The organism is Kineococcus lubricus (assembly GCF_050871965.1).
Classification (GTDB): domain Bacteria; phylum Actinomycetota; class Actinomycetes; order Actinomycetales; family Kineococcaceae; genus Kineococcus.
This window is the reverse complement of record NZ_JBJLSK010000012.1, coordinates 108,340-123,841: the sequence shown is the minus strand read 5'-3', so window position 1 is coordinate 123,841 and position 15,502 is coordinate 108,340. Positions and strand designations below refer to the sequence as shown.

General features: G+C 76.4%; 16 protein-coding genes. 9 read left to right on the top strand and 7 right to left on the bottom strand.

Annotated elements, in window-relative coordinates; translation table 11 throughout:
- Positions 1–9: 9 nt before the first annotated feature.
- Together ACRYRX_RS11140 and hisD are read right to left on the bottom strand one after the other, a co-directional pair.
- Entirely contained in the window at positions 10–516 is a 507-nt protein-coding gene (locus ACRYRX_RS11140) for a hypothetical protein (protein ID WP_432511988.1), read from the bottom strand.
- Positions 513–1,790 (bottom strand): histidinol dehydrogenase, encoded by a 1,278-nt coding sequence (gene hisD / locus ACRYRX_RS11135; RefSeq protein ID WP_432512019.1) that lies wholly within the window; start codon positions 1,788–1,790, stop codon positions 513–515. The genes ACRYRX_RS11140 and hisD overlap by 4 nt, the downstream gene beginning before the upstream one ends.
- A gap of 95 nt (positions 1,791–1,885) precedes the next feature.
- Between hisD and ACRYRX_RS11130 the strand changes: the two genes are divergently transcribed.
- Together ACRYRX_RS11130 and ybaK are read left to right on the top strand one after the other, a co-directional pair.
- Complete coding sequence (locus ACRYRX_RS11130; protein WP_432511987.1) at positions 1,886–2,581, top strand: LON peptidase substrate-binding domain-containing protein; 696 nt, start codon at positions 1,886–1,888, stop codon at positions 2,579–2,581.
- Positions 2,582–2,605: 24 nt separating this feature from the next.
- A complete protein-coding gene (gene ybaK / locus ACRYRX_RS11125; RefSeq protein ID WP_432511986.1) occupies positions 2,606–3,103 on the top strand; it encodes a Cys-tRNA(Pro) deacylase in 498 nt (165 codons plus the stop codon).
- Here the strand turns inward: ybaK and rfbB are convergent.
- A complete protein-coding gene (gene rfbB, locus ACRYRX_RS11120; RefSeq protein WP_432511985.1) occupies positions 3,100–4,071 on the bottom strand; it encodes a dTDP-glucose 4,6-dehydratase in 972 nt (323 codons plus the stop codon). The two genes, ybaK and rfbB, sit on opposite strands and share 4 nt — an antisense overlap.
- 29 nt (positions 4,072–4,100) lie before the next feature.
- Between rfbB and rfbA the strand changes: the two genes are divergently transcribed.
- Entirely contained in the window at positions 4,101–4,985 is an 885-nt protein-coding gene (gene rfbA, locus ACRYRX_RS11115) for a glucose-1-phosphate thymidylyltransferase RfbA (protein WP_432511984.1), read from the top strand.
- Here the strand turns inward: rfbA and rfbD are convergent.
- A complete protein-coding gene (gene rfbD, locus ACRYRX_RS11110) occupies positions 4,982–5,851 on the bottom strand; it encodes a dTDP-4-dehydrorhamnose reductase (RefSeq protein WP_432511983.1) in 870 nt (289 codons plus the stop codon). The two genes, rfbA and rfbD, sit on opposite strands and share 4 nt — an antisense overlap.
- A 109-nt stretch (positions 5,852–5,960) precedes the next feature.
- Between rfbD and ACRYRX_RS11105 the strand changes: the two genes are divergently transcribed.
- Positions 5,961–6,566, top strand: a complete 606-nt coding sequence (locus tag ACRYRX_RS11105) for a dTDP-4-dehydrorhamnose 3,5-epimerase family protein (RefSeq protein WP_432511982.1) — start codon at positions 5,961–5,963, stop codon at positions 6,564–6,566.
- Here ACRYRX_RS11105 and ACRYRX_RS11100 read toward each other — a convergent pair.
- On the bottom strand, positions 6,514–7,512 hold the full coding sequence (locus ACRYRX_RS11100; RefSeq protein ID WP_432511981.1) for a glycosyltransferase family 2 protein: 999 nt from the start codon (positions 7,510–7,512) through the stop codon (positions 6,514–6,516). The genes ACRYRX_RS11105 and ACRYRX_RS11100 overlap by 53 nt on opposite strands.
- 133 nt (positions 7,513–7,645) lie before the next feature.
- On the opposite strand from ACRYRX_RS11100, the gene ACRYRX_RS11095 reads away from it, so the two are divergent.
- The 4 genes from ACRYRX_RS11095 to ACRYRX_RS11080 are packed head-to-tail and all read left to right on the top strand — an operon-like array spanning position 7,646 to position 11,441.
- Entirely contained in the window at positions 7,646–8,440 is a 795-nt protein-coding gene (locus tag ACRYRX_RS11095; protein WP_432511980.1) for a CDP-alcohol phosphatidyltransferase family protein, read from the top strand.
- On the top strand, positions 8,437–8,853 hold the full coding sequence (locus ACRYRX_RS11090) for an adenylyltransferase/cytidyltransferase family protein (RefSeq protein WP_432511979.1): 417 nt from the start codon (positions 8,437–8,439) through the stop codon (positions 8,851–8,853). The genes ACRYRX_RS11095 and ACRYRX_RS11090 overlap by 4 nt, the downstream gene beginning before the upstream one ends.
- Before the next feature lie 12 nt (positions 8,854–8,865).
- Positions 8,866–9,897: a glycosyltransferase gene (locus ACRYRX_RS11085; protein ID WP_432511978.1), complete on the top strand. Its 1,032-nt coding sequence runs from the start codon at positions 8,866–8,868 to the stop codon at positions 9,895–9,897.
- Positions 9,894–11,441, top strand: coding sequence for a glycosyltransferase family 39 protein (locus ACRYRX_RS11080; RefSeq protein ID WP_432511977.1), 1,548 nt, complete (start codon positions 9,894–9,896; stop codon positions 11,439–11,441). The genes ACRYRX_RS11085 and ACRYRX_RS11080 overlap by 4 nt, the downstream gene beginning before the upstream one ends.
- Here ACRYRX_RS11080 and ACRYRX_RS11075 read toward each other — a convergent pair.
- Complete coding sequence (locus ACRYRX_RS11075) at positions 11,428–12,558, bottom strand: glycosyltransferase (protein ID WP_432511976.1); 1,131 nt, start codon at positions 12,556–12,558, stop codon at positions 11,428–11,430. The genes ACRYRX_RS11080 and ACRYRX_RS11075 overlap by 14 nt on opposite strands.
- 3 nt (positions 12,559–12,561) lie before the next feature.
- Positions 12,562–13,926 carry an MATE family efflux transporter gene (locus tag ACRYRX_RS11070; RefSeq protein WP_432511975.1) on the bottom strand — a complete coding sequence of 455 codons (1,365 nt, stop codon included), beginning with the start codon at positions 13,924–13,926 and terminating at the stop codon, positions 12,562–12,564.
- Positions 13,927–14,042: 116 nt separating this feature from the next.
- Between ACRYRX_RS11070 and ACRYRX_RS11065 the strand changes: the two genes are divergently transcribed.
- The gene (locus tag ACRYRX_RS11065; RefSeq protein ID WP_432511974.1) at positions 14,043–15,497 is read left to right on the top strand and encodes a Wzz/FepE/Etk N-terminal domain-containing protein; all 1,455 of its coding nucleotides are present in this window, start codon (positions 14,043–14,045) and stop codon (positions 15,495–15,497) included.
- The last annotated feature ends 5 nt before the right edge of the window (positions 15,498–15,502 follow it).

Below are 15,502 nucleotides of genomic sequence, written 5' to 3'. Positions count from 1 at the left end.
ACCGCGGCCTCAGCGGTCCTCGTCGTCGCCGCCGCGCCGGCGCTTCCAGAACCCGCCCTTGCGGGGCGCCTCGGGACCGACGGCGTGCTCGGCCGGGTCGGCCTTGCCCAGCACCAGGTCCTGCACCAGGTCGGGCCACACCGACAGCAGCAGACCGGGGCGGGGGTCCTCCCCGCGCACGCCGCCCACCCACGCCTGCCCCTCGATCGACTCCTCGCCGACGGTGAACAGGACGAACTCGGCCTGCGGCAGGGCCGCGGACAGCGTGCGCACGTCCTGCTCCCCCGTGCCCGGGTCCAGCGTCACCAGCACCGACCCCAGGCCCTTGACCGGCACGACGTGCGCCTGGACGCCGTGCCCGGGCAGGAGGGCGGCCAGCGCCTGCGCCTGGCTCACGCCGACGACGACGACCGACCGCAGCGGCTTCTTCGGGCCGAACGCCTTCTCGAACTCGGCGTCGAAGTCGAAGTCGGGCAGGTCGGGCTCGCCGGGGTCGCCGGGCTTCTCGTCGCTCACCGGCCGAACCTCGCCGTCACCGCGTCGCCGTGCGCGGGCAGGTCCTCGGACTGCGCCAGCGCCACCACGTGCGGCGCCACGTCCCGCAGCGCCCGCTCGTCGTAGTCGACGACGTGGATGCCGCGCAGGAACGTCTGCACGCTCAGGCCGCCGGAGTGCGCGGCCGTCCCGCCGGTGGGCAGGACGTGGTTCGACCCGGCGCAGTAGTCGCCCAGCGACACCGGCGAGTGCGGCCCGACGAACACCGCCCCGGCGTTGCGGACCCGGGCCGCGACGGCGCGGGCGTCGGCGGTCTGGACCTCCAGGTGCTCGGCGGCGTAGGCGTCGACGACGGCCAGGCCGGCCTCGACGTCGTCGACGAGCACGGTGGCCGACTGCCGGCCCCGCAGGGCCTCCTCGACGCGGCCGGAGTGCTTGGTCGCCGCGACCCGCTCGGCCAGGGCGGCGTCGACGGCGTCGGCCAGCTCGGGCGAGTCGGTGACCAGGACGGCCGCGGCCATCGGGTCGTGCTCGGCCTGGCTGACGAGGTCGGCCGCGACGTGGACGGGGTCGGCGGTGCCGTCGGCCAGGACGGCGATCTCGGTGGGGCCGGCCTCGGAGTCGATGCCCACGACGCCCTGGACGTACCGCTTGGCGGAGGCGACGTAGATGTTGCCCGGGCCGGTCACGACGTCGACCGGCGGCACGACGACGGTGCCGTCGGCGTCGCGGGCCCCGTAGGCGAACATCGCGACGGCCTGCGCGCCGCCGACGGCGTAGACCTCCTCGACGCCCAGCAGCGCGCACGCGGCGAGGATCGTCGGGTGCACCGAGCCGCCGAACTCCTTCTGCGCGGGGCTGGTCACCGCGATCGAGGCGACCCCCGCGACCTGGGCCGGGACGACGTTCATGACGACGCTGGAGGGGTAGACCGCCCGGCCGCCGGGCACGTAGAGCCCGACGCGGCCGACGGGGACCCAGCGCTCGGAGACGGTGCCGCCGGGGACGACCTCGGTGGTGGAGGTGGTGCGCCGCTGGTCGGCGTGGACGAGGCGGGCGCGGCGGATCGACTCCTCCAGCCCGGCCCGCACCTGCGGGTCCAGCCCCTCCAGCGCGTCGGCCAGCGCCCGCGCCGGGACGCGGACGTCCTGGACGCGGACGCCGTCGAAGCGCTCGGTGAGCTCCAGCAGGGCCGGGACGCCGCGGGCGCGGACGTCCTCGCAGATCGGGGCGACGCTGGCCAGGGCGGCGGCGACGTCGACGTCGGCGCGCGGGACGACCGAGCGCAGGGCCATCGCGTCGAGGGCCCGACCCCGCAGGTCGACGCGGCGCAGGAGGGGGGTGCTCACGGGAGGCGAGTCTACGATCCGGAGGTCTTAGGGTGGCTCGCGTGCCGCAACGCCTCCCGCTGTTCCCGCTGGGCAGCGTCCTGTTCCCCGGTCTCGTGCTGCCCCTGAACGTCTTCGAGCCCCGGTACCGGCTGCTCGTGCAGGACCTGGTGGGCGAGGGCGGTCTCGACGGGGAGCTGGACGAGGACGACGTGCGCGGCTTCGGCGTCGTGGCGATCAAGGCCGGTCACGAGGTGGGGTCGGACAACGTGCAGGCCCTGCACTCGGTGGGGTGCGTGGCGCTGGTGCGCGACGTCACCGAGACCGAGGACGGCCGGTACGAGATCGTCACCGTCGGGGCCAGCCGCTTCCGGGTCGTGGGGATCGACGAGTCCGCCGGGACCCCCTACCTGACCGGGCTGGTCGAGCCGTTCGGGGACGACGACGTCGAGGACGACGACGGCGACGGCCGCCTGACGGTGCTGGCGGACTCGGTCAGCCGCGCCTTCGACGAGTACCGCGACGTGCTCGACATCGGCGGCGCCGAGGCGCCCGACGACCCGCGGGTGCTGTCGTACCTGGTCGCGGCCGCGGTGGTGCTGGACCTGGACCAGCGGCAGCGGCTGCTGGAGGCCCCCGACACCGCCACCCGGCTGCAGGCCGAGCTGGACGTGCTGCGCCGGGAGACCACCCTCATCCGCACGTTCGGCGCGGTCCCGGCCACCGAGCTGCCCGAGTGGCCCGTGAACGCGAACTGACGACGGAGTGACGACGGAGGACCGATGGCGAGGAAGACCGACGCCGGGACCCCGGCGCTGAAGCTGCTCACCGCCCGCGGCGTCGCGCACACGCCCCGGCCCTACGACCACGCCGCCCACGACGGGTTCGGGGACGAGGCCGTCCGCGCGCTGCGGGCCGGTGGCCTGGACGTCGACGAGCACCGGGTGTTCAAGACGCTGCTGGCCGACGTCGACGGCCGGCTGGTGTGCGCGGTGCTGCCGGTGGCCCGCATGCTGGACCTGAAGGCGCTGGCCGCGGCGGCCGGCGGGAAGAAGGCGGTGATGGCCGACCCGGCGCGGGCCCAGCGCAGCAGCGGCTACGTCGTGGGCGGGATCAGCCCGCTGGGTCAGCGGACGGTCCTGCCGACGTTCCTGGACGCCTCCGCGCGCGACTTCGCCACGGTGCTGGTCAGCGGTGGCCGGCGCGGGCTGCAGGTGGAGCTGGCCCCGGGCGACCTCGCGGACGCGACGGGCGCGGAGTTCGCCGAGCTGTCCCGTTAGGGGCGGGCCGCCAGCAGCGGCCGCCACCAGTGCTCGTGGGTGCGGTACCACTCGACGGTCTCGGCGAGGCCGGTGTCGAGGTCGTGCACCGGGGCGTACCCGAGCTCGGTGCGGATCTTGGTGCAGTCCACCGAGTACCGCAGGTCGTGGCCCTTGCGGTCGGGGACGTGCCGCACCCGGCTCCAGTCGGCGCCGACGGCGGCCAGGACCCGTTCGGTGAGCTGCCGGTTGGTCAGCTCGGTCCCGCCGCCGATGTTGTAGACCTCCCCCGGCCGGCCGGCCCGGACGACGAGGTCGATGCCGCGGCAGTGGTCGTCGACGTGCAGCCAGTCGCGCACGTTGGCGCCCTCGCCGTACAGCGGGACGGTGCCGCCGTCGAGCAGCGTCGTCACGAACAGCGGGACGACCTTCTCGGGGAACTGGTACGGGCCGTAGTTGTTGGAGCAGCGGGTCGTGCAGACGGGCAGGCCGTGGGTGCGGCCGTAGGCGCGCACGAGCAGGTCGGCCGACGCCTTCGAGGCCGAGTACGGCGAGTTCGGTTCCAGCGGGTGGTCCTCGGTCCAGGACCCGGTCTCCACCGACCCGTACACCTCGTCGGTGGAGACGTGCACGAACTTGTCCACGCCGTGCCGCAGCGCGGCGTCGAGCAGCACCTGGGTGCCGACGACGTTGGTGCGCACGAACCCGGCGGCGCCCTCGATGGAGCGGTCGACGTGGGTCTCGGCGGCGAAGTGCACGACGACGTCGGCCGCGGCGACCAGCGGGTCGACGGCGGCGGGGTCGGCCACGTCGGCGCGCACGACCCGCAGCCGGGGGTCGTCGGCGACGGGGGCGAGGTTCTCGGGGTTCCCCGCGTAGGTGAACCGGTCGAGGACGACGAGTTCGGTGACGTCGGCCGCGGTGGTCAGCGCGGTGCGCACGTAGTGGCTGCCGATGAACCCGGCCCCACCGGTCACGAGCAGCCTCATGGAACCCACAGTAGTGGCACACTCACCGCATGCGGGGGATCATCCTGGCCGGCGGATCGGGGACGCGACTGCACCCCATCACCCGGGCGACCAGCAAGCAGCTCCTGGCCGTCTACGACAAACCGATGGTCTACTACCCGCTGTCCACGCTGATGCTGGCCGGGGTCCGGCGGATCCTGCTCATCACGACCCCGCAGGACGCCCCGCAGTTCCGGCACCTCCTCGGCGACGGTTCGGACTTCGGCGTCGAGCTGACGTACGCGGTGCAGCCCGAACCCGGCGGCCTGGCCCAGGCGTTCCTCATCGGGGAGGAGTTCATCGGGCAGGACAACGTCGCACTCGTGCTGGGGGACAACGTCTTCTACGGCCCCGGCCTGGGGCAGCAGCTGGAACGGTTCGCCTCGGTCGAGGGCGCCACGATCTTCGCGTACCAGGTGCGCGACCCCAGCGCGTACGGGATCGTCGAGTTCGACGCCGACGGGCGCGTGGTGGGCCTGGAGGAGAAACCCGCCCACCCGCGCAGCACGTACGCCGTACCCGGCCTGTACTTCTACGACGGCGACGTCGTCGGGATCGCCCGCGGGCTGGAACCCTCCGCGCGGGGGGAACTCGAGATCACCGACGTGCACCGGGAGTACCTGGAACGGGGCCGGCTGAACGTCGAGGTCCTGCCCCGGGGCACGGCGTGGCTGGACACCGGGACGTTCGACCAGATGCTCGCGGCGAGCAACTTCGTCGGCACGCTCCAGGCGCGGCAGGGCCTGAAGATCGGGTGCCCGGAGGAGGTCGCCTGGGTCAAGGGCTGGATCTCCGACGACGAACTGCGCGCGCGGGGCGCGGCCCTGGCCAAGAGCGGGTACGGGGACTACCTGCTCGGGCTGCTGGACCGGCCCCGGTTCTCCGACCGGTCCTAGACCAGTTCCCGCGCCCCCGCCAGCACCTCCCGGGCCGCGACCGCCCAGCGGTCGCGCCAGTCGCCGACGGGTTCGACGCCGACGCGGGCGAGGTCGGTGGTGTCCAGGGCGGAGAACCCCGGCCGCCGGGCCGCGGTGGGGAACGCGTCGGTCGTGACGGCCCGCACCGGGACGTCGTGCAGGCCCTCGGCGGCCACCACCTCCCGGGCGAAGTCCCACCAGGTCCCGCGACCGGCGGCGGTCGCGTGGTACGTGCCGGCCGGGGCCGCGGCCAGGACCAGGTCGACGATCACGCGGGCGACGTCGGCGGTCCAGGTGGGCTGACCGACCTGGTCGTCGACGACGGACAGGGCGCCGCGCTCGCGGGCCAGCCGCAGCACGGTGCGCGGGAAGCAGGCCCCGGCCGCGCCGTAGCACCAGGCCGTCCGCACGACGAGCGCGTCCGCCCCCGAGGCGGCCACCGCCCGCTCCCCCGCGAGCTTGCCGCGCCCGTACGCCGAGACGGGTCCGGTCGGGTCCTGCACGCGGTAGGGCCGCGCGGAACGGCCGTCGAAAACGTAGTCGGTCGAGACGTGGACGAGCCGTGCTCCGGTCGCCGCGGCGGCGGCGGCCACGTGGGCGGCCCCACCGGCGTTCACGGCGGTGGCCGCGGCCTCCTCGGTCTCGGCCCGGTCCACGGCGGTCCACGCGGCGCAGTTGACGACGACGTCGGCCCCGGCCAGCACGCGGTGGCAGGCGTCGGCGTCGAGGACGTCGAGGTCGCGGCGGGTGAGCGCGACGACGTCGGCGCGCGGGTCGCCGCGGTGCACCGCCCGCACGACGTCGTGGCCGAGCAGCCCCCCGGCTCCGGTCACCATCCAGCGCATCCGGTCACCCCCTGTTCCCAAACGCTTCTAGAACGTGATCGCGGCGAGCATACTGAGCGTTACCTGCAGATGTGCAGGTCTTGACTCTACGGAACTTCGAGGTCACTGCGTGCACGTGGAAGAACTGCCCATCCCGGGAGCGCTGGTGCTGACCCCGACCCTGCACCAGGACCCCCGCGGGACGTTCCTGGAGTGGTTCCGCGCCCCGGACCTGCGGGCCGCCACCGGCCGCGACCTCGCCCTGGCGCAGGCCAACTGCTCGGTGTCGGCGGCCGGGGTCGTGCGCGGCGTCCACTACGCCGACGTCCCCCCGGGGCAGGCCAAGCACGTCTTCTGCCCCGCCGGGGCGGTCCTGGACGTCGTCGTCGACCTGCGCGTGGGGTCACCGGCCTTCGGGCGCTGGACCTCGGTGCTGCTCGACGACGTGGACCGCCGGTCGGTGTTCCTGCCCGAGGGCGTCGGGCACGCGTTCTGCTCCCTCGCCGAGGGCTCCACGGTCGTGTACCTGTGCTCCACGGGGTACGCCCCCGGGCGCGAGCACAGCGTCGACCCCCTCGACCCCGACCTGGCGATCACCTGGCCGACGCACGGCCGGGACGGGTCCGGGCTGGCGATCCGCCTGTCGGAGAAGGACTCCGCGGCCCCCTCGCTGCAGCAGGCGCTCAGCGCCGGGCGGCTGCCGACGTGGGCGGCCTCCCGGCAGCTGCACGCGTAGCCGACCGGGCCGCGGGCCGGGCGTACTCGACGTACGTCCAGCCCCACGCACCGCCGACCATCCCCAGCCCGCGGGCCAGGGTGCGCGCCCCGCGGGCCCGCCAGGGCCGGCGCCGGACCAGGGCGCCGGCCAGCAGCGCCCCCGCCCCGGCCCCGGCGCGCACCGCCCCCGCCGCGCTCAGCCGGACGCGGGCCGCGAGCCCCGGACGCAGTTCCAGCGACGTCCGGCTCCACCCGTTCCCGCTGCGCAACGCCCTGCGCAGCACCCAGTCCCGGGTCGCCCGGGCCGCGGGCACGACGTCGGTGACCAGGGCCTCGTCGCACCACAGGATCCGCAGCCCGGCCGCGACCAGGGCCCGGGTGAACAGGGTGTCGGAGCCGCCGCTGAGCCCGAACCGCTCGTCGAACCCGACCCCGGCGGCCCGCACCTGCCGCAGGTCCAGCAGCAGGTTGTTCGTGGCGGCCACGGCCACCGGCGTCCCGGTCGGCAGCCGGCGCCGCTCGAAGAACCGGCCGTCGGCGATCCACGGGTCCAGCGGGCCCTCGAAGCGGGACACCACCGGGCCGACGACCCCGGCGGCCCCGGTCCGGGCGTGCAGGTCCAGCAGGTGCGCCAGCCAGCCCGGGGCGGGTCGCTCGTCGTCGTCGACGAACACCAGCAGGTCGTCGGCGGCGGCCTCGGCCAGCGCGCGGTTGCGGGCGGCGGCGATGCCCGGGCGGGGCTCGTGGACGTGGCCGAGCTCGGCGCCGGGGGTGGCGGCCAGCGCCGCGACGGCCGCGGCGGCGCCGGCGTCGGGGTCGTTGTCGACGACCAGGACCCGGGCGGGGGGCCGGACGGCGGCGGCCTGGGCGCGCAGCGCGGGCAGCACCTCAGCCAGGTCGCGGGGGCGTCGGTAGGTCAGCACGGCGACCACGACACGCGTGGAGGTCTCCCCAGTCGACTGCACGGCGTGTACCGTCCGTTTCTCTCCGCAATCTTCCCTCGGAAGGCCATCCTCGTCCCCGTGAGGACACTCCGTGACCGGAACTTCTAGCAATTCGCACACGCAGAGTCACCACAGTGGCAGGCTGGACCAGACCATGGACGATCTCACGGCCGCCCCGACCGGTCCCGCGATCACGGTCGCGCGGCCCCGCTACGGGACGTCCCTCGCCCGGCTCGCGGGGGCGCAGAAGAGCGCCCGCGGCGCCCCCGCCTACTCCCGCTTCGTCAACCGGCCCCTCGGGCGGCGCCTGGCCGCCGCCGCGCACGTCGCCGGCGCCACCCCGAACCAGGTCACGGCGGCCTCCGCCGTCGCCACCGGTCTCGGGATCGCCGCCCTGGCCCTGCTGCCGCCGGTGTGGTGGACCGGGCCGGTCGTGGCCGCGCTGCTCGTCCTGGGCTACGCCCTCGACGCCGCCGACGGCCAGCTCGCCCGGCTGCGCGGAGGCGGGTCGGCGGCCGGCGAGTGGCTCGACCACGTCGTCGACGCGGCCAAGACCGCCTCGATCCACCTCGCCGTGCTCGTCGCCGCGTACCGCGGCTGGGACCCCCGGCCCGGGGCGTGGCTGCTGCTGCCGCTGCTGTTCAGCGCGGTCGCCAGCACCTGGTTCTTCACCATCATCCTCAACGACCACCTGCGGCGGCTGGCCGGGACGCGCGACGGCCAGGCCACCGTCGCGGCCGGGGAGGCCCGGGCGCACTCGACGCTGCGGTCGCTGGCCTCCGTGCCGGTGGACTACGGCGTCCTGTGCCTGGTGATGGTCCTGGCGGGTCTGCCCGCCCTGTTCGGCTGGGTCTACGGCGCGCTGGCCGTGGCGTTCACCCTCGTCACCGCCGCCTCGATGGTGGCGTGGTTCCGGCAGGTCGGCGCACTCGAGCGGAGGACGGCGTGATCACCGGTTACGTCCCGGGGGCGTGGGACCTGTTCCACGTCGGGCACCTGAACATCCTGCGCCGGGCGCGGGAGTCCTGCGACGAGCTCGTCGTCGGCGCCGTCACCGACGAGGTCCTGGAGGCGACGAAGGGACGGCGGCCGGTCATCCCGCTGGCCGAGCGGCTGGAGATCCTGCAGAGCCTGTCCGTCGTGGACCGCGTCGTCGTCGACGACTGCACCAGCGACAAGATGCCCATGTGGCACCGCCTGCACTTCGACGTCCTGTTCAAGGGCGACGACTGGCGCGGGACCCCCAAGGGCGCCGTCCTGGAGGCGAGCATGGCGGCCGTCGGGGCCCGGGTCGTGTACTTCCCCTACACCCGCGGGACCACCTCGACCCTGCTGCGGCAGTTCATCGAGACCAACGGCTGACGCGGTGACCCGGTGACCCGGGACCCCGTGGTCCTGCAGTCGTTCCGAACCCCGCGGCCCACGTCGAACCCGTACCTGACGCTGCTGCTGCAGAACCTGCCCACCGGGACGGCGGACGGGGTGCGGGCCGTGACGTTCTCCTGGTCCCGCGCCCTGCTCGGCCGCTACGACGTGCTGCACCTGCACTGGCCCGAACTGCTGCTGCGCAGCCGGACCCGCCGCGGTCGCCTGGTGCGGACCGTCGCGACCGCCGCGTTGTGGGCGCGGGTGCGCCACCGCCGGACCCCCGTGGTGCGGACCGTGCACAACCCCACCCCGCACGAACCCGGCGACGCGCGCGAACGCCTGCTGCTGCGGCGCCTGGACGCGGTGACGACCGCGACCGTCCACCTCACCGGCCGGACCGTGGGGGCGGCCTGCCCGGGCTCGGCGCCGGTCGTCGTCCCGCACGGGCACTACCGCGACTGGTACGCCGGCCACCCCCGGTCGCCGAGGGTCCCCGGGCGGATCGTCCACCCCGGGCTGCTGCGCGCCTACAAGGGCGTCGACGACCTCCTCGCGGCGTTCGCGGCGCTGCCGGGCGAGCGCTCCCTGCACGTCGCCGGCGCCCCGGCCGACGCGGCGCTGGCCGGGCGGGTGCGGGCCGCCGCCGCCCGCGACCGGCGCGTCCTGGCCGACCTGCGGCACCTCGACGACGACGACCTGGTGCGCGCCGTCACCGCCGCCGACCTCGTCGTGCTGCCCTACCCCGCCCGCGGCGGGTCGGGGGCGCAGCTGCTGGCGCTGTCGCTGGACCGGCCCGTGCTGCTGCCCGCCGGGCCGGCCGCCGCCGAGCTGGCCGCCGAGGTCGGGCCCGGCTGGGTCCACACCTTCGACGGCCCCCTGCGGGCGGCCGACCTCGAACGGGCCCTGACGGCCGTGCGCGACGACCCGCCGGCGGCCCGCCCGGACCTGTCGGCCCGCGACTGGGACGTCGTCGGGCGGGCGCACGCCGACCTGTACCGGGCCCTGGCCGGACGGCCCCGCACGCCGGTGCCGGTGTGAGCGCGCTGTCCACCCGCGCCCCATCGCCCACCGCGCGCCTCCCGCGCGACCGGGTGCTGCTGCCCCTCGTCGGCCTGCTCGCCACGCTGGTCTCGCTCACCGGGGCGTGGCGGCCCTCGCTGTGGACCGACGAGGCCGCGACGGTCTCGGCCGCGGGCCGCGACCCCGCCGACCTGTGGCGGCTGCTGCAGCACCTCGACGCCGTCCACGGGCTGTACTACGCCGCGGCGCACGTCTGGACCGCGGTGGCCGGCACCTCCGCGCTCGCGCTGCGGGCCCCCAGCGCCGTCGCCGTCGGGGTCGCGACCGTCGGCGTCCTCGTCCTGGCCCGCCGCCTCGCCGGGCCGGGGCCGGGGCCGCTGCTGGCCGCGGCGGCGTTCGCGCTGCTGCCCCGGGTGACGTGGACGGGCACCGAGGCCCGGTCGTCGGCGGCGGCCACCGCGTTCGCGGTCTGGGCCACCGTGCTGCTCGCGCGGGCCCTGGACCGGCGCCGCACCGGCGCCTGGATCGCCTACACCGCCTGCGCGGCGACGGGTTGCGTCCTGAACATCTACCTCCTCCTGCTGCTGCTCGCGCACGGGACCACCCTCGCGCTGCGGCGCGGGACGCCCCGGCGCGACCGGCTGGCCTGGCTGACGTCGGCCGCGGCCGCCGCCCTGGTCACCGCGCCCGTCGTGCTCCTGGCGCGCCGGCAGAGCGGCCAGCTCGGCGACGCCCACCTCGGCCCCGTCGAGCTCGCCGTGCGCGTCGTCGTCAACCAGTTCTTCCTCGGCGAGACCCCCACCGTCGTCGGTGCACCCGCGCGCGGGGTGGACTGGTGGCGCCCGGCCGCGGTCGCGCTGGCCGTCCTCGGCTGGGCCCTGGTCGCGGTGGCGCTCGCCCGGGCCGCGAGGGGGTCGTCCGGCGCGCGCCGGACCGCGCTGTGGACGCTGCCCTGGCTCGTCCTGCCCACCGTCGTGGTGGCGGGGTACTCCCTGGTGGCCGCGCCGCTGCACAACCCGCGCTACTTCGCCTTCTGCACCCCGGCGCTCGCGCTGCTGCTGGGGTCGGGGCTGACCGCGCTCGGCCGGCGGCCGCGGGTGGTGGTGGCGGCGCTGGCGGTGCTGCTGGTGGCGCCGGTGCTCACCTCCCAGCGCCAGCCCGACGCCAAGAGCGGCGCGGACTGGGCGCAGGTCGCGCAGTACCTGTGCCGCAACGCCTCCCCCGGCCAGGCCGTCTACTTCGGGGCCCGGCGCGCGCCGGTCGACGGCGTCGTGACGCTCACCACGCGGGCGATCTCGGTCGCCTACCCGCGGTGCTTCACCGGGCTCGACGACGTGACGCTGCTCGCCTCCGCCACCGAGGCGGGCGACCTGACCGGGCGGTCCCGGCCGCTGGGCGCGTCCCTGGACCGCCTCGCCGGCCACGACACCGTCTGGGTCGTGCGGCGGCCGGGCGACGCGACGGTCGCGGCCGACGACGCGGTGCTCGCGGCGGCCGGGTTCGCGCGGGGGCGGCAGTGGACCGGGACGCTGGACGAGGTCGTGGAGTTCACCCGGCGCTGAGGTCGCCCGCCGTCCCGGTGCCCTCGTGCGCCGCGGGCGCGAAGAGCCAGTCGTCGGCGGCCAGGCGCCCGTCGCGGGCGGGCAGGTCGGCCAGCACGTCGGCGGCGGGACGGGCCGTGCGCAGGGCGGCGACGACCGCGGCGGCGAGCTCGCCGGGGGTGCCGCCGGCCGGGACGACGACGTGCCCGTGCGCGCGCAGCCACGGGGCCAGTCCCGTCTCGTCGGTGGTGACGACGGTGCAGCCGTGGGCCAGGGCCTCGGTGAGCGGCAACCCGAGCTGCTCGCGCCAGCCCGGCTGCGGCTGGGAGGGCAGCACGAGCACCCGGGCCCGGCGCAGCGCCTCGTGCACCAGCGGGCGGGGCGGGTCCGGTGTCAGCTCGACCGTGGGGTCGGCCGCGGCCCAGGCGGCGGCCTCCCCGGCCAGCGCCCCCTGACCCGCCAGGTGCAGGTGCGTCCCCGGGAGGGCGTCGCGGACCGCGGGCCAGGCGGCCCGCAGCAGACCGAACCCCTTGCGGGGCGAGAAGGCGCCCAGGAACAGCACCGACCGGGGGTCGCGGGGGGCGGGCGGGCAGTCGCACGGCTGCGGCAGCGTCGGCAGCAGCCGGTGCCCGGCGGGGTCGGCGAACGGGGGCAGCAGCCGCGCGTACAGGTCGCGGGCGGCCTCGGTGCCGTACACGAAGCGGTCCAGCTGCCCCCACACGAAACGGGTCAGGGCCCGGTCCAGGTGGGCGGCGACGGCGGCGCGGGCGTTCCGGGGGGCCGGGAACGGGTCGAGGTTCTCGATGCCGTAGCTGACCAGGCGCGAGCGCCGGCCGGTGAGCAGCCCGCGGAGCCGGGCGGCGGCGACGGCCACGGCCGTGGGCCGGACCGCCATCCGCATGAGGGGTTCGTTGACCTCGATCTCGGCGGCGCCGCGGCGCAGCAGGAGGGCCGCGGCCCGCCAGGGCCCGGCGTGCACGAGGTCCAGGCGCGCGGCCAGGGCGTCGTCGAAGTCGTAGCGGCGCCGCGAGTAGACGATGACGGCCGGGTGCAGCTGCAGCGCCTGCTCCAGGTGGGCCGTGCGCAGGGTGCGGTACAACCGGACCCGCTCGAACCCGGGGGTTCTGGAGACGCCCACGCCTCAACGTACCCCGGGGCCGGTCTCCCCCGGCAGGGTCGCGGCGGCGCGGGCTCCCCGCCGGCGGCGCGCGAGGTCGCGCCGCACGTAGTGGACGCCCGGGGCGAACTGGCACAGCGCCACCGCGACCGCCGACCCGACGACGGGACCGCCCGCGCCCAGGCGCGTCGTCAGCCACCACGACAACCCCAGGTTCAGCGGCACCATGAGCAGCACCGGGAACACCTGGAACCGCAGCCCCGCCGCGTCGGTCATGTACATGCCGAGCGGGTAGTTCACCGCCTGCACCACCACCAGCGCCACCAGCGCCCACGTCAGCCACGCGTCGAGCCGGACGGCCCCGTCGCCGACGACGGGCACCACCCACGGCAGCACCAGCGCCAGCGCGACCGCGGCCGCCGCCGCGCCCACCCCGAACGCCCCGGCCATCGCGAACGGCGAGCGGACCTGCCCCGCGGTCCGAGCCCGCGCGAACACCGGCCACAGCGCCACCCCGGCGGCGCTGACGGTCTGGCTCAGGATGGAGAACAAGGCGAAACCCAGCCCGTACTCGGCCAGCTCGGTGCTGCCGGCGAGGTGGCTCAGGAGCAGCCGGTCGGTCTGCATCGCGACCGGCAGCGCGAGGGTCAGCACCAGCCACGGCCCGGCCACCGCGAGCACGGGGGCGCCGCGCACGGCCCGCACCCGCCACACGTCGCGCAGGACCGCCCCGGCCAGGCCCGGCAGCCGGCGGAACGCCAGGAGCGACCCGAGCGCGGCGATGACGACGCCGCCGCCGTAGGAGAACGCGGCGAGGTACCCGCCGCCGCGCGCGCCGGTGACGACGAGGACGGCGACCGTCGTCGCGAACAGCGGCGAGGCCAGCCCCTGCACGAGGATCCGGACGTGGTTGTGGCCCAGCGCCGTGAGGATCCGCTGCCCGACGGCCAGCGGCAGCGTCAGGCAGAACAGCACCAGGCACGTCATCGCGGCGGCCGGCCCGGAACCGGGCAGCAGCCCCTCGCCCAGCAGCGTCGGCCAGCCGCCCGCCGCGGTGACCACCGCACCCGCGGCGACGATGAGGGTCCCGGACACCGCGACGACGCGGAACACCCCGATCAGGGTGCGGCGCACCTGCTCGTCGCGGGCCGGGTCGGTCGCGGCGGCGACGCTGTTCAGGACCGCGGCGCCCATCCCGAGGTCGGCGAACGGCAGCAGGGCCGCGATCGAGACCAGCAACCCGTACTGCGCGTACGCCTCGACGCCGTAGTGCCCCAGGACGAGGCGGATCGAGACGACGGACACCAGCCCCGAGACGCCCATCACGAGGAGTTTCGCCCCGGCGCTGCGGCCCACCGGACCCCACGTCCCGCGGTCGGCCGGGGTCACCCGGTTCCTGGCTGCGCGTACAACACCCCTCACCGAATGTGCTCCTCCCACCGGGGAAGGCACCTATATTTGCAGTCGCCGCGCCCAGGACGGTCCCGGGAGCGGGGGAGGCGGCTGTGGACCTCATCGCGTACCTGGCCCTGCTGCGCAGGTCCTGGCTCGTCCTGCTGCTCTGCTTCGCCGTCGGCGGGGCGCTGGGGTACGGCGCCAGCTTCCGGACCGCACCGCAGTACCGCGCCACCGCCAGCGTGTTCCTGTCCCCCGGGCAGGGGCAGTCCATCGGGGAACTGGCGCAGGGTTCCTCCTACACCCGCAGCCTCGTGCAGTCCTACGTCCGGCTGGCCGTGACCCCGACCGTGCTGCAACCCGTCGTCGACCAGCTCGGCCTGGACACCACCGCCGACGCCCTCGCCGACCAGGTGAGCGCGCAGGCCCAGCAGGACACCGTCCTCATCGACATCACCGCCGTGGCGGGGTCGGCGCAGGCGGCCGCGGCCATCGCCAACGCCGTCGGCGACCAGCTCGCCGACGCCACCGAGTCGCTCTCGCCCGTCGAGCCCGGTGACGCGACGACCATCGACGTCACCACCGTCGCCCCCGCCACCGCCCCGCGGGCCCCGTTCTCCCCCGACCGCCGCCTCGACGCCGGGATCGGCGCCGTGCTCGGCGCGCTGCTCGTCGTCGTCGTCGTCGTGACCCGCGAACTGCTCGACACCCGCGTCCGCGACCGCGACGACGTCCTGGACGTCACCGACGTCCCCGTGCTGGCCGTCCTGCCCGCCCCCGGGCGCGGGCGGCGCCCCGGCCGGCGTCAGGGCCCGCGTCAGGGCCCGCGTCAGGGGCTGCGTCAGGGGCTGCGTCGTGGCCGCGGCGACCGCACCGAGGCCGTGCGGCGGCTGCGGGCCACCGTCCGCTCCCTGGCCGGGGACGGGTCCCGCCGCCTCCTCGTGGTCCCCGCCGCCGGCCGGCACCAGCCCGACCTCGCCCTGGAACTGGCCCGCGCGCTGGCCGACCACGAGACCCGCGTGCTGCTCGTCGAGGCCGACCTGCGCTCCCCCTCCCTGGCCCGGACGCTGGGGCTGGGCCCGGGCCCGGGCCTGGCCGACGTCCTGCTCGACGCCGTCCCCGCCGGCGCCGCGGTCCGCCGCGTGGCGACTCCCGGACCGTCCGTCCTACCCGCCGGGACCCGGCGGCACGACCTGGCCCCCGGCGCCGACGAGCTCGTCGGGTCGGCTGCGCTGCAACGGGTCCTGGACGAGCTGCAGGCGAGCTTCGACCTGGTCCTGCTGACCGCGCCCCCCGTCCTGGCCGCCGCCGACGCCGCGGCCCTGGCGAGCGGCGTGGACGGCGTCGCCGTCGTGGCGCAGGTCCCGGCGACGACCCGCCGGCACCTGGCCGACGCCCTGCGGGACCTGGAACTGGTCCGGGCCCGGGTGCTCGGCGTCGTCCTGGACCACGCGGGCGCCCCCGGGCGCCGGGACCGCCGCAGCCGCCCGCAGGAGGTGGACGTGGCGCAGGTGCCGGCGGGGACCGGCCCGCGGGAGCGCCCCCTGCCGCACGGCCGGCGGTGAGGGCG